Raw genomic sequence first — 20066 nt, forward strand, 5'->3', positions numbered from 1 at the left:
CCGCCCCGGCCGCACCCCCGCCGTCGGCACGAGGCACGGCCCCGCCCGCGCCGCCCGCGGACGCCTCGCCGCCCGCCTCCCCCGCGCCACCCCGGCGATCCGGGATGCCCAGCTTGTCCGCCGCCTCCTGCAGCCACTCCGGCGGCGACAGCAGGAACGACGTCTGGTTCAGGTCGATCCGCGCCGGCGCCTCCGGCGCGACCACCGTCTCGGCCTGCCCGCCGTACTCCTCCTCGAAGCGGCGGATCACCTCGCCGACCGCGATCCCCGGCCACAGCGTCACCTCACCGCTGTCCCGCGCGATCACCAGCCGCTGCAGCCCGCCGCCGACAGCCGGACCGCCCTCGCGGTCCTCCGCCCACGCAACGAACCCCAGATCGAACTCCCGCACGTGCACGGCCCGGTGCTGATACGCGGGCACGTCGCCGTTGACCCACTCCCCGGCCCGCTCCTGCGCCTGCGCGAACGTCACCACCACGCTCACCCCTCCACCGGGACGGCGCGCGCGAAGCCGCCGTCCACCATCAGGTTCGCCACGGTCGCGAGCTCCGGCGGATTGCCCGCGAGCCGCAGCAGGAACGCGTCGAAATCGTCGCCGCACGGCAGCAGCAGCCGCTCCATCCGCTCACCCGCCGACCAGCCGTCCTGGTCCCGGGCGTCGTCGTACGCGCAGAACCACACCGAACCCGGCCGCTCCCCGCGCACCTTCACCGCGAGCAGGCCGCCCTGCACGAACGCCACCCCCAGGAAGTCCTTCGTCAGATGATCCCGCAGACACTTGTTCACATACACCAGGTCGTTGACCGCCGCCTCGTCACGCACCGTGAAGAACGGCTGGTCCACCAGCAGCCCCAACTCAGCGTCCAGCCCCGCCCCCACCGGCGCGCAGCCCCCCGCCGCCTTCAAGAACGAGCGGTACGCGGCGGGCAACCGGTAACCCAGCTCCTCCTCCGCCGCCGCCACCAGCGACTCCGACACCGGCCACCCCGCCTTCGGCAGCCCGAAATGCGCCGGTCGCGTCTCCTGCAACGGCCGCGTCCCCCGCTTGCCGTGGTCCACCCCGGCCGTCGCGAGACCCCCGTGGTGCCGCAGCAGAGCCTTCACCTCCACCGGCACGAGCACCAGCCGACGCGAACGCACCTCGTGATGCCACGTCCAGCCGTGCGGCGTCGCCACCCGCGGAATCGTGTCCCACAGCTCGTGACCGGACGCGCTCAGCGCCGCGTTCGCCGACAGGTAGTCCGTCAGGCGCAGTTCGTCCACCCCGAAACCCGCGGGCGGCTCAGCTATCTCCGCGGCGGCACGCGCGTACGGCGTGAAGTCCGGATAACCGTCCGCGTCCACGCGCACGCCCGCCGGATGGCGAGCGGCCCGCACCGGGTCCGGAAATCGCACGACCTGCCCGGCGTAGGCCGCGTTCGGTGGCGCGGCGTGCCCGGGCCGACCTGTCGTCATGGCGGTTGCCCCCTGGTGAAGCTGGCTGTTCCGCACAGCCTATGCGGTGACCCCCCGGCGCGAACCGGGCCGGGCGCCGCCCCCGTACGCCCGCCCGGCACGCCGGACGCGCCACCGCGCCCGAAACCTCCGCACCGCTCACCAACCGTCACAATCACGTGACCGTACGCCGACGCCACGCCACGATCTTCGCCCCCGCTACCCGAGGAGCCCCCGCATTTGGCAGGCTGTTCCCGCGAACCGGGGGACGCGAGCCCGTACACCCGGCACCACGGGCACGGGAGGGACGAGGAACAGTGCGCACCGCACCGACGACAGACACGCACGACCAAGCACCGGCCACCCAGGCCCCGCAGCAGGCCGGGGCCGCACCGGAACCGGCGGACGGGACCCCGCACACCGTGCCCGGCCCCGCCCGGCCCGGACCCGCCGGCCCCCGAACGCCGGGCGGCGACCCCCGGCTCGGCTGGAGCAGCGCCGAACCGCCCCCGCCGCCCCACCCCGGCCACCGCCGCGACGGCATCCTGCCCGCCGTCGCCGCCGCGCTCTCCGTCCGCGGCGAAACCCTCACCTGCACCGCGGGCAAGGCCGACCAGCCGCCCCAACTGCACGCACTCGTCCAAGACTTCCTCGACACGCTCGCCACCGCCCAGCGCGAGCGCTTCACCGGCCGCTGCCCCGAGGCGATCCTGCTGTCCCGCCACCTCACCGGCGCCGAAGCGAGCCGCTCCAAACGCGCCCGCAAGAAGCCCCTGACCTCCGGCGAGGCCAGACGCTCCCTCAAACACGCCAAACTCACCGCCCGCCGCATCCGCGAGGACGGCGACCCCCTGCACGGCACCTACGCGCCGCCCTGCCGCTCCTGCGCACCGCTCCTCGCGCACTTCGGCGTCCACCCGCACGACCCGTCGGAGAACGCCACGAACAGCTGACCTCGCGGACCGGGCCCGTACCACCCGGCGACCGCACCCGCCCGGCACCCCACCCGGCACCCCACAGGCCCCGGCAACCGCACCCGCCGCCCCACAGGCACGCCACCCCGGTACCCGCACGCACCACCCACGCCACGCCCCACCCGGACGCGGCAACGCCGTCAGGACGACGACCGGCGAACCCGACGCAGAACGGCTGACCAACCCATGCCCGACCTCTCCACCACCCGCTTCCCCGTCCCCGTCGACGCCGCCCTCCGCGAGGCCGGCTGGCAGCCCGGACGCTGGGACATCAAGCAGGCCGAGGAATGGGCCGACACCATCAGCTCGTACGTCACGCCCGCAGGGCACCGCCACCGCGTCTTCCCCGCCGCCGTCGAGGCCTGGGCCGAATTCGGCAACCTCCGCATCGCCCCCCTCGGCCCCGGCCGCCAGATCGCCCCCGCCACCCTCCTCGTCGACCCCCTCGCCGGCATCCACCTCGCCCGCACCCTCTCCGACCTGGGGCGCTCCCTCGACACCGAGATCAGCCCCCTCGGCGAAGAGTGCGACGCACACTCCGTCCTCGCGATCGACCGCGCCGGACGCGTCTACAGCATCGACCACACCGGCGACTGGTACCTCGGCGCCGACATCGACACCGCGCTCGGCACCCTGCTCACCGGCCTCGACCCCACCCGCCTCACCCCCGCCGCCACGGACTGAAGCGGAGCCCCAGCCGAGCACCCGCCGGGCACCGCGGCACCGCCCGGCGCCCGCCGACGCACCGCAGCTCGCCGCCGCCCCCGCGCACCACCACCCCCGGCAGCACCACCCGGCGCACTACACCGACGCCGCCACGCCCGCCCCACGCACCACCACGTCCGGCAGCACCGCCGACACCCGGAAACCGCCCGCATCGGTCTTCCCCGACACGAACACCCCGCCCAGCGCCGTCACCCGCTCCCGCATCCCCACCAGACCGTTGCCGCCCGACGGCAGCCCCGCATCCGCCGCGCCCCCGCCCGACGGGCCGTTCTCCACCTGCATCGCGATCTCCGGCCCCCGATGAGCGATCCGCACCGCGACCTCCGCCCCCGCCGCATGCTTGTGGACGTTCGTCAGCGCCTCCTGCACCACCCGGTACGCCGTCTGCTCCACCTCCGGCGCATACACCCGCGCCTCCCCCTGCACCATCAGCTCCACCACCATGCCCGCCGCACGCGACTGCCCCACGAGCACCTCGATGTCCCCCAGACAAGGACCGTCCCCCGCGGCCGCCGCGGCAGCGGCCGCAGCAGCCACCCCCACCGCCGCCAGCGGCACACCCCCACCCGCGGGACCCGCCGCCGCGGAAGCCGCCACCCCAGCCGCGGACGCCTCCGCGGACACCCCCGACGCCTTCCGGGCCGCCGCCGCCTCCCCCGTACGCAGCACCCCCAGCATCTCCCGCAACTCCGTCAGCGCCTGCCGGCCCATGTCCCCCACCAGCGCCGCGTTCTTCACCGCCTTCGGCGGATCCTTCAACGCCACCGCCTGCAACGCCGCCGCGTGCACCACCATCAGACTCACCCGGTGCGCCACCACGTCGTGCATCTCCCGCGCGATCCGCGTCCGCTCCTCCGTACGTGCCCACTCCGCCCGCTGCTCCGCCCGGTCCGCCAGCAGCGACAGCTCCGCCTCCAGGCTGTCCGCACGCTCCCGCAGGCTCTCCATCAACCGCCGCCGCGCCCCCACGTACAGCCCGAGCAGCACCGGCGGCGCCGTCACCCCCACCGACACCAGCACCGCCAGGAACGGCACGTACCAGGAACCGGCGTGCAACGCCGTCCCACCCACGTCCTGCCGCGTACGCACGTACGCCACGATGAACGCCGCCACGAACGACATGGCCGTCAGCGCCGCGATGATCCGCCGGGGCGCCTGCGACGAGGCCAGCGCGTACAGGCCCACCAGACCCAGCACGATCCCCATCTCGGCCGGCGTCACCGCCACCGCCACCAGCACCACCGCGTACGGCCACCTGCGCCGCACCAGCACCACCGAACCCACCAGCAATCCGAAGATCACACCCAGCGGGACCGGCAGGGAGGAGGCCTGCGCGAACCTGACCCCCTCGACACCGCACTCCAGGGCCGACACCGCGGCCAGCCCCACATCGAGAGCGACACTCCGGCGCCGCTCCCACCACCAGTAGCCGCGGGTGGTCCCTCCCGCGGCGTCCCGGTGCTCCCCCGTCGTGGTCATGCCTCCCAGCCTAAAGGGGCCCGCATCCGATTTTCCGGTGACCGACCGGTATGCCACCGATCACACATTCGACAGAACGTCTCTCCGTTAACTCGAACTGGTGAACCAGGCGGAAGCGATCATCGGAATCGAACATTCCGCCGGAAGATCGCCACATGACCGACCTGAACAGCAGATACACGGATTTTGAGGACTTACGGAAACAAGTCCTGACCCTTCGGCGACAAGGCCTCAGCCGCCGGCAGATCCGCGACCGCGTCCACATCCACAACAACGATCTCCTCAACCGCCTGCTCGACGGCGAACCCGCCCCCGCCTGGACCCGCCGCCCGAACGCCAAGGACGAATTGCGCGAGAAGGCCCGCGCACTGCGCCTCGAAGGCCTCACCTACGACCAGATCCAGCTCGAACTCGGCTGCTCGAAGGGCTCGATCTCCCTCTGGGTGCGCGACCTGCCGAAACCGGAACGCCTCGACGCCAAGGAACAGGCGACCTTGGCCGCCCGCAAGCGCTGGGAGCACGAACTGGCGGTCCGCGACGAGGAGCGACAGCGCACGAAGGCGGCAGCGAGGGCCGAGATCGGCCGGATGCCCGACCGCGAACTCTTCGTCGCGGGGGTGGCCCTCTACTGGGCCGAGGGCTCCAAGGAGAAGGTGTACGCACGGCGGGAGCGGGTCGTCCTCATCAACAGCGACGCGGACATCATTTCCCTGTATCTCGCCTGGCTCGACCTACTGGGAGTCGAGCGACACAGACTCAGGTTTCGCCTCTCGATTCACGAATCAGCCGATGTACCAGCAGCCGAGCACCATTGGGCCCGCGTCGTCCGCACGGAGCGGTCGACGTTCCAGCGGGCGACCCTCAAGAAGCACAACCCGAAGACCGTCCGCAAGAACGTCGCCGACGGGTATCACGGTTGCCTCACCATCGTGGTGCAGGACAGCGCCGACCTATACCGTCGCGTCGAGGGCTGGTGGTGCGGCATAGTTAGTGGCGTCACGGCCACCGATTAAGAAATGTCCGCTTTGGTGGCTTGTGCTATCCCCTGTGGTGTAATAGGCAACACGGGTTACTTTGGATAACTTGTTCCAGGTTCGAGTCCTGGCAGGGGAGCACTCGCGAAGTTCGGGCCCCGACCGCACGCCGGTCGGGGCCCGATCGCGTCTCCCCTCCGAACCCTCCCGGCTAAGCTGCGAACGTCCCAGCACCTGTACAGCCGAAGGGCCATCCCGTGAGCGTCAATCGCCCGGCCGCCGTCGTCGTCCTCGCAGCGGGGGAAGGCACCCGCATGAAGTCGCGGACTCCGAAGGTCCTGCACGAGATCTGCGGGCGGTCGCTCGTGGGCCACGTCGTCACCGCCTCCCGCGCACTCGATCCCCAGGAGCTGGTCGTGGTGGTGGGCCATGCCCGGGAGCAGGTGGAGGCGCACCTCGCCGGCGCGTACGAGGGTGTGCGCACGGCGTTCCAGGCGGAGCAGCGGGGTACGGGGCACGCGGTGCGTACGGCGCTGGCGGAGCTGGGTGCGGTGCCGGACGGGACGGTGGTGGTGCTGACCGGTGACACGCCGTTGCTGTCGGGCGGCACGCTGTCGGCGCTGGTGGCGTCGCACGAGGCGGACGGCAGCGCGGTGACGGTGCTGACGGCCGAGGTGCCGGATGCGACGGGCTACGGCCGGATCGTGCGGGACGGTGCGAGTGGTGCTGTGACGGCGATCGTGGAGCACAAGGACGCGAGTGACGGGCAGCGGGCGATCCGGGAGATCAATTCCGGGGTGTTCGCGTTCGACGGGCGGTTGCTGGCGGAGGCGTTGGGGAAGGTCCGTACGGACAACAGTCAGGGTGAGGAGTACCTGACGGACGTGCTGGGGATCCTGCGGGAGGCGGGGCACCGGGTGGGTGCTTCGGTGGCGGGGGATTTCCGGGAGATTTTGGGGATCAACAACCGGGTGCAGTTGGCGGAGGCGCGTTCTCTGCTGAATGCGCGGCTGCTGGAGGCGGCGATGCTGGCGGGGGTGACGGTGGTGGATCCCGCGTCGGTGCAGCTGGATGTGACGGTGACGTTCGAGCCGGATTCGGTGGTGCATCCGAACACGCAGTTGTCGGGGTCGACGCATCTGTCGGAGGGGGCGGAGGTGGGTCCGAACTCGCGGTTGCACGACACGTCGGTGGGTGCGGGTGCGCGGGTGGACAACACGGTGTCGGACGGTGCGGTCGTGGGGGACGAGGCGCTGGTGGGTCCGTTCGCGTATCTGCGGCCGGGGACGCGGCTGGGGCTGCGGGCGAAGGCGGGTACGTATGTGGAGTTGAAGAACGCGTCGGTGGGTGAGGGTTCGAAGGTTCCGCACCTGTCGTATGTGGGGGATGCGACGATCGGTGATTTCACGAATATCGGTGCGGCGAGCGTGTTCGTGAACTACGACGGGGAGCGGAAGCACCACACGACGATCGGGTCGCATTGCCGGACGGGGTCCGACAATATGTTTGTGGCGCCTGTCACGGTCGGGGACGGTGTCTACACGGCGGCGGGCTCGGTGATCACGAAGGACGTACCGTCCGGTTCGCTGGCCGTGGCCCGGGGCCAGCAAAGGAATATCGAGGGTTGGGTGGCTCGGAAGCGTCCTGGGTCGGCTGCGGCGAAGGCGGCGGAGGCGGCGGGCGACGGGCCGGGGAACGGCGTCTGACGAGGGGCTGACCGGCACCCGGCCGCTCGCTCTCGCGTACGGTATATCTGCACGATTCGGCTGGCTCGCAGGTACCGGTCCCGGTACGTGCGGGTGCAGCAGCATCCGACACGTCTGAGGAGTCTGTGCTGTGACCGGGATCAAGACGACCGGCGAGAAGAAGCTGATGTTCTTTACCGGCCGCGCCCACCCCGAGCTGGCCGAGGAGGTTGCGCAGCAGCTGGGTGTCGGGATCGTTCCGACGAAGGCGTTCGATTTCGCGAACGGCGAGATCTATGTGCGCTACCAGGAGTCGGCGCGTGGGGCGGACGCCTTCCTGATTCAGAGCCACACTGCCCCGATCAACAAGTGGATCATGGAAACGCTCATCATGATCGACGCGTTGAAGCGGGCGTCGGCCCGTTCGATCACGGTGATCATGCCGTTCTACGGGTATGCGCGGCAGGACAAGAAGCACCGCGGGCGGGAGCCGATCTCGGCGCGGCTGATCGCGGATCTGCTGAAGACGTCGGGTGCGGACCGCATCTTGACCGTGGACCTGCACACGGATCAGATCCAGGGGTTCTTCGACGGTCCGGTGGACCATCTCTTCGCGCTGCCGGTCCTGGCGGACTACGTGGGTGCGAAGGTGGACCGTTCGAAGCTGACGGTCGTGTCGCCGGACGCGGGCCGGGTGCGTGTCGCGGACCGCTGGTGCGACCGGCTGGGTGCGCCGCTGGCGATCGTCCACAAGCGGCGTGACAAGGATGTCGCGAACCAGGTGACGGTGCACGAGGTCGTCGGTGACGTGAAGGGCCGTGTGTGTGTCCTGGTCGACGACATGATCGACACGGGTGGCACGATCTGTGCGGCGGCGGACGCGCTGTACGCGCACGGTGCGGCGGACGTGATCGTGACGGCGACGCACGGTGTGCTGTCGGGTCCTGCGGCGGACCGGCTGAAGAACTCGAAGGTGAGCGAGTTCGTGCTGACCAACACGCTGCCGACGCCGGGTGAGCTGGCGCTGGACAAGATCACGGTGCTGTCGATCGCGCCGACGATCGCGCGTGCGGTGCGTGAGGTCTTCGAGGACGGTTCGGTGACGAGCCTGTTCGACGAGGAAGCGTGACGGGTTCGGCGCTGCCGGTGTCGGCCTGAGGCGGCCCTCGGTCGGGGTGCGGCGTGTATGACGTCCGCGGGTGTCACTGGTGTGGTGGGTGAGCCTGCGGGGTTTGGTGCGGTGGGCGCGGGTGGGACGGCTGAGGCGTAACGCTTCTGCGGTTCCGCCCGCGCCTTCGTGCTTCCGGCCGGTGCCCCGGCCGCGGGCCCGTCGTCGGCCCCGGGACGGGGGTGGGGCCGGTCGCTGCCGCTGCCCCGTCCCTGGCGCCCCTCCCGCGGGCCGCCCTCCCCTGGTACCTCGTACCTCGTACCCGACGCCTCGCGTCCGGTGCCCCGGGCTCGCGGGTCTGCAGGGGGCCTCCCGGCTCCCGCTCCTGCCTCGTACCCGACGCCTGGTGCCCAGCGCCTCCCGCTCGCGTCTCGTGCCTCGTGCTTCCTGCCGAGGTGATCGATTTCTGGGCGGCCTCCCGCGCCGGGTAGACTTCTACAGTTGCTCGGCGAGGGAGGCCGTACGCGTTCGCGCGTGACGGCGGTCCGTTATCGACGCGCGCTCCATGCAGCAGGCCCGATGGTGGCCGGGTGACGACGAAGGAATGCATCCGTCCCCGCTGTTGAAGGAGCCGCCGTCATGGCCGAGCTGAAGATCACCTCTGAGACCCGCACCGAGTTCGGCAAGGGCGCTGCCCGCCGCATCCGTCGCGCCAGCAAGGTGCCCGCCGTGATCTACGGCCACGGCGCGGAGCCGGTCCACGTCACCCTCCCGGGCCACGACCTGATGATGGCGCTCAAGACCGCGAACGTCCTGCTGAGCCTGGACATCGACGGCCGCAACGAGCTGGTCATCCCCAAGGCCGTGCAGCGCGACCCGCTGAAGGGCTTCATCGAGCACGTCGACCTGCTGGCCGTGAAGCGCGGCGAGAAGGTCACCGTCGAGATCAACGTCCTGACCGAGGGCGAGCTGGCCCCGGGCCAGAACCTGCTGGAGCACGTGCTGAGCACGGTCTCCGTCGAGGCCGAGGCCACCCACATCCCCGAGTCGGTCACGGTGTCCGTCGAGGGCCTGACCGTCGGCGACGCGGTCCTGGCGAAGGACATCACCCTGCCGTCGGGCACCACGCTGGTGACCGAGGAGGAGGCCGTCGTCCTGCAGGTGCTGGCCGCGCAGGCCGAGGAGCCGGCCGCCGAGGGCGCCGAGGGCGAGGAGGAGGCCGCGGAGGCCTGAGCCCCGCGAGCCCCGCACTGACGCCACGGGGCGGGTGGACCGCAGGGTCCGCCCGCCCCGTACGCGTGTCCCGGCCGGGTGCTGGTTCACTGTCCCTACGGTGCGTACGGACGCGCGTGAACGGGCGTGGACCGGTGCGAGCAAGCACGAGCACGACGAGCTACGAGGGTTGTTGACGATGACGACGGATGGATCCGCGCCCTGGCTGATCGTGGGCCTCGGCAATCCGGGCCCGGGGTACGCGGCCAACCGCCACAACGTGGGGTTCATGGTGGCCGACCTGCTGGCCTCCCGGATCGGCGGCTCGTTCAAGCGGGCCGGCAAGGCGCAGGCGCAAGTGCTGGAGGGCAGGCTGGGTCCGATGGGTCCGGGCAGCCGTCGCGTGGTGATCGCGAAGCCGACGTCGTTCATGAACCTGTCCGGCGGCCCGGTGTCGGGGCTGCGGGACTTCTACAAGGTGGACACGGCGCACATCGTGGCGGTCCACGACGAGCTGGACCTCGATCACGGGGCGCTGCGTCTGAGGCTGGGCGGCGGGGACAACGGCCACAACGGCCTGAAGTCGATGACGAAGGCGATGGGCCGGGACTACCACCGGGTGCGTTTCGGTATCGGCCGGCCGCCGGGCCGCATGCAGGTCGCGGACTTCGTGCTGAAGGACTTCTCGTCCGCGGAGCGCAAGGAGCTGGACTATTTCGTGGACCGTGCGGCGGACGCGGTGGAGGCCCTGGTGATCGAGGGCCTGGAGCAGGCGCGCGCGACGTACGACTCGTAGGCGGCGGCCGCGCCGGGTGCCGGCGGACGGGTGCCGGGCCGGGGCATGCGGCACGCGCGTGGGTGCGGTGCGGTGCTTCGGGGGCAACGGGCGGGTGGACGCGGCGTCTTGCGGGTGGGGCCGGCCGGTGGTGGTGGACGTGTGCGGCAGCGGGGGCGGCCTGGCGGGCGTTTGACGAGGAGCCATGCCATGGCCAAGGATCCGGCCATGCCTTCGACGTCCTCGAGTTCGCGGTCCGCGCTGTCCGTCGGCCGGTCCCTGGTGATGGCGCTGGTCGCCGTGGTGCTGCTCGTCGGCGGGGGCTACGCGTCGTGGGGCGAGGCCCAGCACGTGCTGCTCGCCAAGGGCCGCCAGCACGGGGAGTTCGCGGTGACGGCGTGCGGGGACGCGACGTGCGCGGGGTCGTTCGACCCGGACGGTCCTGCGGGCCCGGAGTCGGACATGACGATCAAGGATTCGGTGGCGGCGCGCAAGGGCGAGCGTTTCCCGGTGGTGGTGAAGCCGGGTACGCGCGAGGTGGTACGCAGCGACACGGCGGGCAGCCTGCACGCGTGGGTGCCGATGGGCGGTGCGCTGCTGCTGGCGGGGCTGGTGATAGCGGGCGGGATGCGTCTGGGGCGGTTCGGCCTGATCGTGTCGGCTCTGGGGGCGGCGCAGTTGCTGGCCACGTTCCTGCTGCTGTGAGCCGCGGGGCGCGGCCGCCCGTGGTGAGCGGGTTCTCGGTGCGCCCGTGGTGAGCGGATTCCGGGTGCGTCGGTGGTGAGCGGATTCCGGGTGCGTCGGTGGTGAGCGGGTTTCCCGGTGCGCCCGTGGTGAGCGGGTTTCCCGGTGCGTCGCCCGTGGCGAGTGGGCTCCCGGTGCGTCCGTGCGGTCCCGGGACGGCCCACGGCCGCACGGAGGGTGTCTCCCGTGCGGCCGTGGGGCGTTCGTGGTGCGGGGCGGGGCGTCAGCCGGTGTTGCGCAGGCCGGCCGCGACGCCGTTGACCGTCAGGAGCAGGGCCCTGGCGAGCAGCGGGTCGGGGGCCTCCTGGGCCTCGGCGGCCTTGCGCTGGCGGGCCAGCAGGGCGACCTGGAGGTAGGAGATCGGGTCCAGGTAGGCGTCGCGGATGGCGAACGTCTGCTGGAGGACCTTGTTGGAGTCGAGGAGCTTCTCGCCACCGGTGATGCGGAGGATCTCCTGGCAGGTGAGGGCGTGTTCGGCCTCGATGTCGGCGAAGACGTGCTTCAGGTTGTCGGGGACGAGGGTGTCGACGTAGTGGCGGGCGATCCGCAGGTCGGTCTTGGCGAGGGTCATCTCGACGTTCGACACGAAGTTGCCGAAGAAGTGCCACTGCTCGTACATCTCTTCGAGCACGGAGTCGAGGCCGGCCTCGCGCAGTGCCTTGAGGCCGGAGCCGACGCCGAACCAGCCGGGCACGATCTGCCGGGACTGGGTCCAGCCGAACACCCAGGGGATGGCGCGCAGGCCGTCGAGGCCGGCCCCGGAGTCGGGGCGGCGGGAGGGCCGGGAGCCGAGGTGGAGGTCGGCGAGCTGGTCGACGGGCGTGGAGGCGAAGAAGTACGCGGGCAGGTCGGGGTCCTCGACGAGCCTCCGGTAGGCCGCGTGCGCGGCGTCGGAGACGGTGTCCATGGCCGCGTCCCAGCGGGCGAGCGCCTCGGAGGACTGGCGGGGCGCGGTGTGCAGTGCGGAGGCCTGCAGTGTCGCTGCGACGGTCAGTTCGAGGTTCTCGCGGGCGAGGGACGGGATCAGGTACTTGTCGGAGATGACCTCGCCCTGCTCGGTCACCTTGATCTCGCCCTCGAGGGTGCCCCAGGGCTGGGAGAGGATGGCGTCGTGGGAGGGGCCGCCGCCGCGGCCGACGGTGCCGCCGCGGCCGTGGAAGAGGCGCAGGCGCACGCCGTGGCGGTGGGCGACGTCGCGCAGCCGGCGCTGGGCGCGGTGGATCTCCCACTGGGAGGTGGTGATGCCGCCGAACTTGGAGGAGTCGGAGTAGCCGAGCATGACCTCCTGGACCTCGCCGCGCAGGGAGACGAGGCGGCGGTAGGAGGGGTCGGAGAGCATCTCGTCGAGGATGACGTCGGCGGCGCGGAGCTCGTCGGTGGTCTCCAGCAGCGGCACGATGCCGATCTTGGCCCAGCCGCCGTGCAGGTCGAGGAGGCCGGCTTCGCGGGCGAGGACGGCGGCGGCGAAGACGTCGTCGGCGCCCTGGCACATCGAGATGATGTAGGACTCGATGACTTCGGGGCCGAAGCGTTCGAAGGCCTGCTTGATGGTGTGGAAGACGCCGAGGGTCTTGGTGCCGGCGGCGTCGAGGGGGGCGGGGCGGGGGGCGAGGGGGCGGCGGGAGCGGAGTTCCTTGGCGAGGAGCCTCTGCCGGTTCTCGCGGGGCATGTCGGCGTAGCGCCAGGATTCCTCGCCGAGCCGGTCGAACAGCTGGCCGAGGGCGTGGTGGTGGGCGTCGGCGTGTTCGCGTACGTCCATGGTGGCGAGCTGGAGGCCGAAGGCGGCGAGGGTGCGGATGGTGCGGTCCATGCGGCCGTCCGCGAAGAGGCCGCCGCGGTATTCGCGCAGGGACGTCTGGATGAGCGTGAGGTCGGTGAGGAGTTCGGCGGTGCCGAGGTAGTCGCGGCCGGGTTCGTGGGGGGTGTTGCGGGCGAGGCGCTCGCGGGTGTTGACGAGCTTCTGCCGGATGCAGGTGGCCTTGAGCCGGTAGGGCTCCTCGGCGTTGAGGCGCTTGTAGCGGGGGCTGATCTCCGGGAGGCGCTGCAGGTCGGTGGCGAGGGAGTCGAGGAGTTCCTCGGTGGCGCCGGTGTAGCGGATGGAGTTGGAGAGCTGCCCGCGGAGGGTGTCGATCATGTCGAGCGCGTCGGTGATGCCGTGCTCGTGCTGGAGGATCAGGACTTCGCGGGTGACGTCGGGGGTGACGTTCGGGTTGCCGTCGCGGTCGCCGCCGATCCAGGTGCCGAAGCTCAGGGGGCGGGTGCCGTGCGGCATCTCGACGCCGACGCGCTCGAGTTCGGCGGTGAGGTCCTCCAGGACGTCGCCGACGGCGTTGGCGTGGAGCTCGTCGAGGTAGTAGATCGCGTTGCGTGCCTCGTCGGCGGGCTCGGGCCGTACGACGCGCAGTTCGTCGGTCTGCCAGATCAGGTCGATGGACTCGGCGAGGCGCAGGTCGTGGCGGCGCCGGTCGGACGGGTTGACCGGGGTCTCCAGCAGTTCCGCGATGCGGCGCAGCTTGTTGAGCACGGAGCGGCGGGCGGCCTCGGTGGGGTGTGCGGTGAAGACGGGGCGCACGTTGAGGTTGCGTACGGTCTCGCGCAGGTGGTCGGGGTCGGCGTCCTTGAGGCGGTCGGCCGTACGGGCGAGAAGTCCGCCTTCGGCGGCGCGGCGTTCGCGCATTTCCCGGCCGCGGTGGACCTGCTCGCCGACGTTGGCGAGGTGGAAGTAGGTGGAGAAGGCGCGGACCAGCTTGGCCGCGGTGTTCAGGTCGGTCTCGCCGAGCAGCTCGGCGGCTGCCTCGCCGTCCTCGCGGGTGAGGGCGCGGACCCGTTCGACGAGGTCGAGGAGTTCCTGTCCCTCCTGCCGTACGAGGGTCTCGCCGAGGAGGTCGCCGAGGCGGCGGATGTCGGACCGCAATTCGGCGTTCGCGGCGGCGCCGGCGGAGGCGGAAAGGGCGCTGGGGGCCGGGGCGGCCTGGCTCGTGGTCTGGTCGGCACTGCTCACAGGTGCGGCTCCTTGCAGTGTTTGAGCACGTCTGGAGGGTTCTGGAGACTTCGGGACCGCCTGCCGGTCGTCGTGGGGCAGCCGGTCGTGCGGACCGCGCTGTCCGACGGGCACAAGGATAGGTGCCCGTTGCCCGACGTTATCCACAGACCTCTTGTGGCGACGTTGCTCACTGCCATACTTACGATGCCGTAGGTTACGCACCCGTATCCGGGCAACTGCCGTATATCTCACCCCAGGGGATCCCCATGACCACAACCCCCGAAGTGATCGAAGACTCCTCCCCCCACTCCGCGCCGTCCGGCGCACCGCTCCCGTCCGCCACGCTCGGCGGCGACAAGAAGCGCTCCATCGAGCAGCTGGCCCTGCTGCTGTTCATCTTCGTGCCGTTCGTGGCGCTGATCGCCGCGATCCCGCTGGCCTGGCGATGGGGCGGCATCAGCTGGCTCGACCTGGGCCTCATGGTCGTCATGTACTACATCGGGTGCCACGGCATCACGATCGGCTTCCACCGCCATTTCACGCACGGGGCCTTCAAGGCGAAGCGTCCGCTGCGGATCGCGCTGGCGGTGATGGGCTCGATGGCGGTGGAGGGCCCGGTCGTGCGCTGGGTCGCCGACCACCGCAGGCACCACAAGTTCTCGGACGCCGAGGGGGACCCCCATTCCCCGTGGCGTTTCGGCGAGACGCTGCCGGCCCTGATGAAGGGGCTGTGGTGGGCGCACATCGGCTGGCTCTTCGACGAGGAGCAGACCCCGCAGCACAAGTACGCGCCCGACCTGATCAAGGATTCCGCCATTCGGATGGTCTCCAAGCAGTTCGCGATGTGGACGCTGGTGTCGCTGCTGGTGCCGCCGCTGGTGGGCGGTCTGGCGACGATGTCGTGGACGGGCGCGTTCACGGCGTTCTTCTGGGGCTCGCTGGTGCGGGTCGCGCTGCTGCACCACGTGACGTGGTCGATCAACTCGATCTGCCACGCGGTCGGCAAGCGCCCCTTCAAGTCGCGTGACCGCAGCGGGAACGTGTGGTGGCTGGCGATCCTGTCGTGCGGCGAGTCGTGGCACAACCTGCACCACGCGGATCCGACGTGCGCGCGTCACGGCGTGCTGCGCGGGCAGATCGACTCCAGTGCGCGGCTGATCCGCTGGTTCGAGCGGTTCGGCTGGGCGCACGACGTGCGGTGGCCGAGCGCGGAGCGGATCAGCGCGAAGCGGACGCCGGCGCGGGCGAACGCCGCCTGACGCGGCCGTCCCGGGCGGGGGCCCGAGCGGGCCGCCGGGGACTGTCGGGTCCCGGGACGGCAGGCGTAACGGGCCTGCCGTCCCGTGTGGGGCTTCGATGCCCGGGGTCCTCACGGGCCGATGGGGCATGATGGCGCCCGTGGCGACCGACACGAGTTCGAACAGTGCGGGTGGTGGCGGCAAGGCCGGCCGTCCCGCCCCGGGCAGACGCGCGCGCCGGGTCCGGATGACCGGGGCGGAGCGCCGCCAGCAGCTGCTCGACATCGGCCGCACCCTCTTCGCGGAGAAGGGCTTCGAGTCCACGTCGGTGGAGGAGATCGCGGCGAAGGCCGGGGTGTCCAAGCCGGTGGTGTACGAGCACTTCGGCGGCAAGGAGGGCCTGTACGCGGTCGTCGTGGACCGCGAGATGCGCCAGCTGCTGGACATGGTGACGGGCGCGCTCACGGCGGGCCATCCGCGGGAGCTGCTGGAGCAGGCCGCGTTCGCGCTGCTGGACTACATCGAGGCGTACACGGACGGCTTCCGCATCCTCGTGCGGGACTCCCCCGTCGCCCAGTCCACGGGTACGTTCGCGTCGCTGATCAGTGACATCGCGACGCAGGTCGAGGACATCCTCGGCCTGGAGTTCAAGGCGCGCGGCTTCGAGCCGAAGCTCGCCCCCCTGTACGCGCAGGCGCTGGTGGGCATGGTGGCCCTGACGGGCCAGTGGTGGGTGGACGCCCGCCGCCCGAAGAAGGCCGAGGTGGCGGCGCACCTGGTGAACCTGGCCTGGCACGGCCTGGGCAACCTGGAGGCGAAGCCGCGGATGATAGGCCACCGCAAGGTCTGAGTCCGGGGGCTCTGCCGTGCCTCCCGGCGGGGCTCGCCGTGTCGCTCACTCGTAGTGATGACGCGGGGCCGAAGCGGCGGCTACGGTGAGGCGGTAGGCCTACCGTCGCGCCCATGGGAGGAACCATGACCGCCGAGTCCCTGCCGGACGGAGCACTTCAGCGCTGGCCCACACCCCCCGTGGACGGCTACACCGTGGACGACCTGTTCACGCTTCCGGATCTCCCGCCGCACACAGAGCTGATCGACGGGAGCCTGGTCTTCGTGAGTGCGCAGCGCGACTTTCATACCGTGACGACGGACCTGCTGGTCACGGGTTTGCGCAGAACGGCACCGCCGGAAATGAGGGTCCGCCGCGAAATGACCGTGGTGCTCAACGACCGCAACGCGCCGGAACCCGACCTGTGTGTCGTCGACGCGCGCGTGGTGGACGGCGAGAGGACCCGCTACCGGGCCGAGGACGTCGTTCTGGTCGTGGAGGTCGTCTCACCGGAGTCGGAGTCGCGGGATCGTGAGACGAAGCCGCTGAAGTACGCCAGGGCAGGCATCCCCAACTTCTGGCTGGTGGAGCGGGCGGGCAGTGATCACCATCCGGTCGTTCACGCGTATGCGTTGGACCTGCCGACCCGCGCCTACGGGCTCACCGGGATCCACCACGAACAACTGAAGACCACCGTCCCCTTCGACATCGACATCGACATCTCTCTGGACGCCCTGCGCACGCTGTGACCGGGCGCCGTGCCGTGCGGCCGTCGACCCCGGCCCCCGTGTCGATCACTCGTAGTGATGACGCGGGGCCGAAGTGGCGGCTACGGTGAGGCGGTAGGCCTGCCGTCGCGCCCATGGGAGGAACCATGACCGCCGAGCCGCCCGGGAACGACCTGTCCAGGTGGCCGGTGCCCCCGCAGGACGGCTACACGGTCGACGACCTGTTCACGCTGCCGGAACTCCCGCCGCACACCGAGATGATCGACGGAAGTCTCGTCTTCGCGAGCCCGCAGCGCCGCTTCCACGCCCGCGTCATCCACGTGCTCAGCCGGATGCTGGACGCCGCCGCGCCGGAGCACCTGTCGGTCGAACCCGAGATGGCGGTCCGCATCGATCGCCGCACGGCACTGGAGCCCGACATCTCGGTGGTGCGCGCGGAGGCGGTGGAGGGCCTGTCGCAGACGTCCTTCGTCGCGGCGGACGTGGTGCTGGCGATCGAGGTCGTCTCGCCCGAGTCGCAGGCGAGGGACCGCAAGACCAGGCCGGTCCGGTACGCGGAAGCGGGCATCGCGCATTTCTGGCTGGTCGAGAGGGCCGAGGCGGACGGGCACCCCGTGGTCCACGTCTACGAGCTCGACGCCGTCACCCGCGCCTACGGGCTCACCGGCATCCACCACGACCGGTTGAAGACCACCGTCCCCTTCGACATCGACATCGACATCTCCCTGGACGCCCTGCGCACGCTGTGACCGGGGCCCGCCCGGACGCCGGGCGGCGGCGTGCGCGCCGTCAGGTCCGCGGCTCCAGGATTTCGAGCCGGTTGCCCACCGGGTCGTGGGTGTGGAAGCGGCGGTGGCCGGGGAGGGCGTCGTCCCAGGTGATGTCGGCGCCGCGGGCCGCCAGGCGGGCTGCGTACGCGTCGATGCCCGTGACGAGCAGGCCGGGGTGTGCCTTGCGGGCGGGGCGGAAGTCCTCCTCGATGCCCAGGTGGAGGCGGACGCCCGCCGACCGGAACCAGCACCCGCCGCGGGCCGCGAGCGCCGGGGGTTTCGGCTCCTCGTCCATCCCCAGCACTCCCCCGTAGAAGGCACGCAGCGCGTCCTCAGAGCCCGGCGGCGCGGCGAGCTGCACGTGGTCGACGGCGGTGAGCGTCATGCGGGGCGCCGGGCGACGGCGAAGAGGCGGCGGAAGGGGAAGACCGTGCCGTGCGGGGTGGGCGGGTAGGCCTTGCGCAGCGCGTCGCGGTACTCGGCGATGAAGGCGGCCGCGGCCGCTCCGCCGTCGTCCTCGGCCCCGAGTTCGGTCAGTACGGGCCGCAGCGCCGTGCCCTTGACCCAGTCGAGGACGGGGTCCTCGCCCTGGAGGACCTGGAGGTAGGTCGTCTCCCAGACGTCGGCGTCGCAGCCGAGGCCGAGCAGCGTGGTGAGGTAGTCGGCGGGCTCCAGGACGGGCGCGGAGCGCAGCAGTCCGCCGAGGCGGGAGCGCCAGCGCGGCGAGGCGGCGATCTCGCGCAGGATCGTGTGGCTGGGGGCGTCGAAGTTGCCGGGGACCTGGAAGGCGAACGTGCCGCCGGGGGTGAGGCCGTCCAGCCAGGCCGGGAACGACGCGGCGTGGCCGGGGACCCACTGGAGGGTGGCGTTCGAGACGATGAGGTCGTACCTCTCGTCGGGCACCCAGGTCGCGGCGTCCGCCTCGCGGAAGTCGAGCGAGCCGCCGCCGGGGGTGGGGCCCTCGTGTTCGGTGCGGGCCCGGTCGAGCATGGCCCTCGACGTGTCGAGGCCGGTGATGCGGGCGGCGGGCCAGCGCTCGGCGAGCAGCGCGGTGACGTTGCCGGGGCCGCAGCCGAGGTCGGCGACGCGGGGCGCGCCGCCCGCGGCGGGCGGGTCCTGCACGCGGGCGAGGAGGTCGAGGAAGGGGCGCGCGCGGTGGCCGGCGTGCCGCAGGTACTGGGCCGGGTCCCAGGCGGGTGTGCCGGAGGCGGGTGCCGGCCGGTCGGGCGGGGGCTGTGCGGGCATGCGGGTGCCTTTCGGACGGGGTCGGCCGGACGTCGCGGCGCGCCGTCCGGGGGCGTGGCACCACCCTGCACCCGAATATATCTTGACGTCAAGAGACTTCATGTCGAGGGACCAACTACACTGACGACCATGGAGGACGAGGTCGACCGACTGGTCGCGGCGTGGCGCCGGGAGCGCCCCGACCTGGACGTGGAGCCGCTGGAGGTGCTCAGCCGCGTGTCCAGGCTGGCTCGGCACCTCGACCGCGCGCGACGGCTCGCGTTCACCGAGCACAGCCTGGAGCCGTGGGAGTTCGACGTCCTGACGTCCCTGCGCCGCGCGGGCACGCCGTACCAGCTCTCTCCGGGCCAGTTGCTGACCCAGACGCTCGTCACGTCGGGCACGATGACCAACCGCATCGACCGCCTGGCCAAGAAGGGCCTCGTCGAGCGGCTGCCCGATCCCAGCGACCGCCGTGGCGTCCTCGTCCGGCTGACGCCCGAGGGCCGGGACCGGGCCGACCAGGCGCTCGCGGGACTGCTCGACCAGGAGCGCGCACTCCTGTCCGAGCTGTCCCGCGCGCAGCGCGGCGAGCTGGCGGGGCTGCTACGCCAGCTGACCGCCCCGTTCGACAACGTCCCCGGGGCCGGCTAGCTCCGCCGGTCCCACACCGGCCCGGCGCGCGAGCGCGACGGCGGCCAGGGTGGAGTGCACGCCGAGCTTGCCGAGCACGTTCTGCATGTGCGTGCGGACGGTGTGCGGGGAGAGGAACAGCCGCTCGGCGACGGCCTTGCGGCCGAGCCCCGCGACCATGCAGCGCAGCACCTCGCGCTCGCGCGGCGTGAGCGACTCCACGAGGCGCTCGCTCTCCGTGCGGTGCTTGCGGGCGGCCGTCAGCTCCCTGAGGACCCCCGTCAGCAGCGCGGGCGGCAGGTGCGTCTCGTCGCGCAGGACACCCCTGATCACGGCGAGCAGCCGCTGCAGCGAGCAGTCCTTGGCGACCCAGCCCGACGCGCCGGCCTGCAGCGCGAGCGCCGCGCGGCGCGGGTCGTCGCGCTCGGCCAGCACGACCGTGCGCACCGAGGGCTGGCTCGTGCGCACCCCGGCGACGAGCGACAGGCCGTCGACGAACACCAGTTCGCCGCCGCCCTCGGGGCCGGGTGCGGCGGCACCCGGCCCGCCC

The 20066-nt window shown here is 71.7% G+C and carries 20 protein-coding genes and 1 tRNA gene; 14 read left to right on the forward strand and 7 right to left on the reverse strand.

The genetic code is table 11. The features are described from left to right. On the reverse strand, window positions 1–475 hold a 475-nt coding region (locus L1885_RS08775; RefSeq protein ID WP_505016771.1), incomplete at its 3' end, for an SUKH-4 family immunity protein. Between the two features lie 5 nt (window positions 476–480). Beyond that, a complete protein-coding gene (locus tag L1885_RS08780) occupies window positions 481–1455 on the reverse strand; it encodes an SMI1/KNR4 family protein (protein WP_235796453.1) in 975 nt (324 codons plus the stop codon). A 401-nt stretch (window positions 1456–1856) separates the two neighbouring features. Between L1885_RS08780 and L1885_RS08785 the strand changes: the two genes are divergently transcribed. Both L1885_RS08785 and L1885_RS08790 read left to right on the forward strand, forming a co-directional pair. After that, window positions 1857–2387 carry a YwqJ-related putative deaminase gene (locus L1885_RS08785; protein ID WP_235796467.1) on the forward strand — a complete coding sequence of 177 codons (531 nt, stop codon included), beginning with the start codon at window positions 1857–1859 and terminating at the stop codon, window positions 2385–2387. Window positions 2388–2594: 207 nt separating this feature from the next. Continuing rightward, window positions 2595–3092: an SUKH-3 domain-containing protein gene (locus L1885_RS08790; protein WP_235796454.1), complete on the forward strand. Its 498-nt coding sequence runs from the start codon at window positions 2595–2597 to the stop codon at window positions 3090–3092. 117 nt (window positions 3093–3209) lie between these two features. Here L1885_RS08790 and L1885_RS08795 read toward each other — a convergent pair whose 3' ends face one another. Next, a complete protein-coding gene (locus L1885_RS08795; RefSeq protein WP_235796455.1) occupies window positions 3210–4613 on the reverse strand; it encodes a sensor histidine kinase in 1404 nt (467 codons plus the stop codon). A 155-nt stretch (window positions 4614–4768) separates the two neighbouring features. Between L1885_RS08795 and L1885_RS08800 the strand changes: the two genes are divergently transcribed. The 7 genes from L1885_RS08800 (at window position 4769) to L1885_RS08830 (ending at window position 11072) form a co-directional block, all read left to right on the forward strand. Beyond that, window positions 4769–5626, forward strand: coding sequence for a hypothetical protein (locus L1885_RS08800; protein WP_235796456.1), 858 nt, complete (start codon window positions 4769–4771; stop codon window positions 5624–5626). 28 nt (window positions 5627–5654) lie between these two features. After that, window positions 5655–5726, forward strand: a tRNA-Gln gene (locus L1885_RS08805). Window positions 5727–5844: 118 nt separating this feature from the next. Then, complete coding sequence (gene glmU, locus L1885_RS08810; RefSeq protein WP_235796457.1) at window positions 5845–7293, forward strand: bifunctional UDP-N-acetylglucosamine diphosphorylase/glucosamine-1-phosphate N-acetyltransferase GlmU; 1449 nt, start codon at window positions 5845–5847, stop codon at window positions 7291–7293. 130 nt (window positions 7294–7423) lie between these two features. Next, window positions 7424–8401: a ribose-phosphate diphosphokinase gene (locus L1885_RS08815; protein WP_235796458.1), complete on the forward strand. Its 978-nt coding sequence runs from the start codon at window positions 7424–7426 to the stop codon at window positions 8399–8401. A 618-nt stretch (window positions 8402–9019) separates the two neighbouring features. Next, on the forward strand, window positions 9020–9613 hold the full coding sequence (locus L1885_RS08820; protein WP_235796459.1) for a 50S ribosomal protein L25/general stress protein Ctc: 594 nt from the start codon (window positions 9020–9022) through the stop codon (window positions 9611–9613). Between the two features lie 172 nt (window positions 9614–9785). Beyond that, a complete protein-coding gene (gene pth, locus L1885_RS08825; protein ID WP_235796468.1) occupies window positions 9786–10388 on the forward strand; it encodes an aminoacyl-tRNA hydrolase in 603 nt (200 codons plus the stop codon). 207 nt (window positions 10389–10595) lie between these two features. Then, the gene (locus tag L1885_RS08830; RefSeq protein ID WP_235796460.1) at window positions 10596–11072 is read left to right on the forward strand and encodes a hypothetical protein; all 477 of its coding nucleotides are present in this window, start codon (window positions 10596–10598) and stop codon (window positions 11070–11072) included. Window positions 11073–11334: 262 nt separating this feature from the next. Here the strand turns inward: L1885_RS08830 and ppc are convergent, their stop codons facing one another. Continuing rightward, complete coding sequence (gene ppc / locus L1885_RS08835) at window positions 11335–14025, reverse strand: phosphoenolpyruvate carboxylase (RefSeq protein WP_235796469.1); 2691 nt, start codon at window positions 14023–14025, stop codon at window positions 11335–11337. A gap of 335 nt (window positions 14026–14360) precedes the next feature. Here ppc and L1885_RS08840 point away from each other — a divergent pair, with 335 nt between their 5' ends. From L1885_RS08840 to L1885_RS08855, 4 genes are all read left to right on the forward strand, one after another. Next, window positions 14361–15353 (forward strand): acyl-CoA desaturase, encoded by a 993-nt coding sequence (locus L1885_RS08840; RefSeq protein WP_235796461.1) that lies wholly within the window; start codon window positions 14361–14363, stop codon window positions 15351–15353. A gap of 127 nt (window positions 15354–15480) precedes the next feature. Further along, window positions 15481–16182 (forward strand): TetR/AcrR family transcriptional regulator, encoded by a 702-nt coding sequence (locus L1885_RS08845; protein ID WP_235796470.1) that lies wholly within the window; start codon window positions 15481–15483, stop codon window positions 16180–16182. A gap of 125 nt (window positions 16183–16307) precedes the next feature. Beyond that, window positions 16308–16910 (forward strand): Uma2 family endonuclease, encoded by a 603-nt coding sequence (locus L1885_RS08850; protein ID WP_235796471.1) that lies wholly within the window; start codon window positions 16308–16310, stop codon window positions 16908–16910. Between the two features lie 125 nt (window positions 16911–17035). Next, on the forward strand, window positions 17036–17638 hold the full coding sequence (locus tag L1885_RS08855) for a Uma2 family endonuclease (protein WP_235796462.1): 603 nt from the start codon (window positions 17036–17038) through the stop codon (window positions 17636–17638). 40 nt (window positions 17639–17678) lie between these two features. Here the strand turns inward: L1885_RS08855 and L1885_RS08860 are convergent, their stop codons facing one another. Both L1885_RS08860 and L1885_RS08865 read right to left on the reverse strand, forming a co-directional pair. Then, a complete protein-coding gene (locus tag L1885_RS08860; RefSeq protein WP_235796463.1) occupies window positions 17679–18044 on the reverse strand; it encodes a VOC family protein in 366 nt (121 codons plus the stop codon). Next, window positions 18041–18904, reverse strand: a complete 864-nt coding sequence (locus L1885_RS08865) for a trans-aconitate 2-methyltransferase (protein ID WP_235796464.1) — start codon at window positions 18902–18904, stop codon at window positions 18041–18043. Before L1885_RS08865 ends, L1885_RS08860 begins: the two co-directional genes overlap by 4 nt. 129 nt (window positions 18905–19033) lie before the next feature. Here L1885_RS08865 and L1885_RS08870 point away from each other — a divergent pair, with 129 nt between their 5' ends. Continuing rightward, the gene (locus tag L1885_RS08870) at window positions 19034–19537 is read left to right on the forward strand and encodes a MarR family winged helix-turn-helix transcriptional regulator (protein ID WP_235796465.1); all 504 of its coding nucleotides are present in this window, start codon (window positions 19034–19036) and stop codon (window positions 19535–19537) included. Here the strand turns inward: L1885_RS08870 and L1885_RS08875 are convergent. Beyond that, the coding region (locus L1885_RS08875) for a LuxR C-terminal-related transcriptional regulator (RefSeq protein WP_235796466.1) at window positions 19490–20066 on the reverse strand (577 nt) is incomplete at its 5' end. The genes L1885_RS08870 and L1885_RS08875 overlap by 48 nt on opposite strands.

The organism is Streptomyces fuscigenes, assembly GCF_021556455.1.
GTDB lineage: Bacteria > Actinomycetota > Actinomycetes > Streptomycetales > Streptomycetaceae > Streptomyces > Streptomyces fuscigenes.

Coding starts and splice junctions, on each gene's coding strand:
- L1885_RS08780 (WP_235796453.1), bottom strand. CDS start 1,455: ATGACGACAGGTCGGCCCGGGCACGCCGCGCCACCGAACGCGGCCTAC.
- L1885_RS08790 (WP_235796454.1), top strand. CDS start 2,595: ATGCCCGACCTCTCCACCACCCGCTTCCCCGTCCCCGTCGACGCCGCC.
- L1885_RS08795 (WP_235796455.1), bottom strand. CDS start 4,613: ATGACCACGACGGGGGAGCACCGGGACGCCGCGGGAGGGACCACCCGC.
- L1885_RS08800 (WP_235796456.1), top strand. CDS start 4,769: ATGACCGACCTGAACAGCAGATACACGGATTTTGAGGACTTACGGAAA.
- L1885_RS08820 (WP_235796459.1), top strand. CDS start 9,020: ATGGCCGAGCTGAAGATCACCTCTGAGACCCGCACCGAGTTCGGCAAG.
- L1885_RS08830 (WP_235796460.1), top strand. CDS start 10,596: ATGCCTTCGACGTCCTCGAGTTCGCGGTCCGCGCTGTCCGTCGGCCGG.
- L1885_RS08840 (WP_235796461.1), top strand. CDS start 14,361: ATGACCACAACCCCCGAAGTGATCGAAGACTCCTCCCCCCACTCCGCG.
- L1885_RS08845 (WP_235796470.1), top strand. CDS start 15,481: ATGATGGCGCCCGTGGCGACCGACACGAGTTCGAACAGTGCGGGTGGT.
- L1885_RS08850 (WP_235796471.1), top strand. CDS start 16,308: ATGACCGCCGAGTCCCTGCCGGACGGAGCACTTCAGCGCTGGCCCACA.
- L1885_RS08855 (WP_235796462.1), top strand. CDS start 17,036: ATGACCGCCGAGCCGCCCGGGAACGACCTGTCCAGGTGGCCGGTGCCC.
- L1885_RS08860 (WP_235796463.1), bottom strand. CDS start 18,044: ATGACGCTCACCGCCGTCGACCACGTGCAGCTCGCCGCGCCGCCGGGC.
- L1885_RS08865 (WP_235796464.1), bottom strand. CDS start 18,904: ATGCCCGCACAGCCCCCGCCCGACCGGCCGGCACCCGCCTCCGGCACA.
- L1885_RS08870 (WP_235796465.1), top strand. CDS start 19,034: ATGGAGGACGAGGTCGACCGACTGGTCGCGGCGTGGCGCCGGGAGCGC.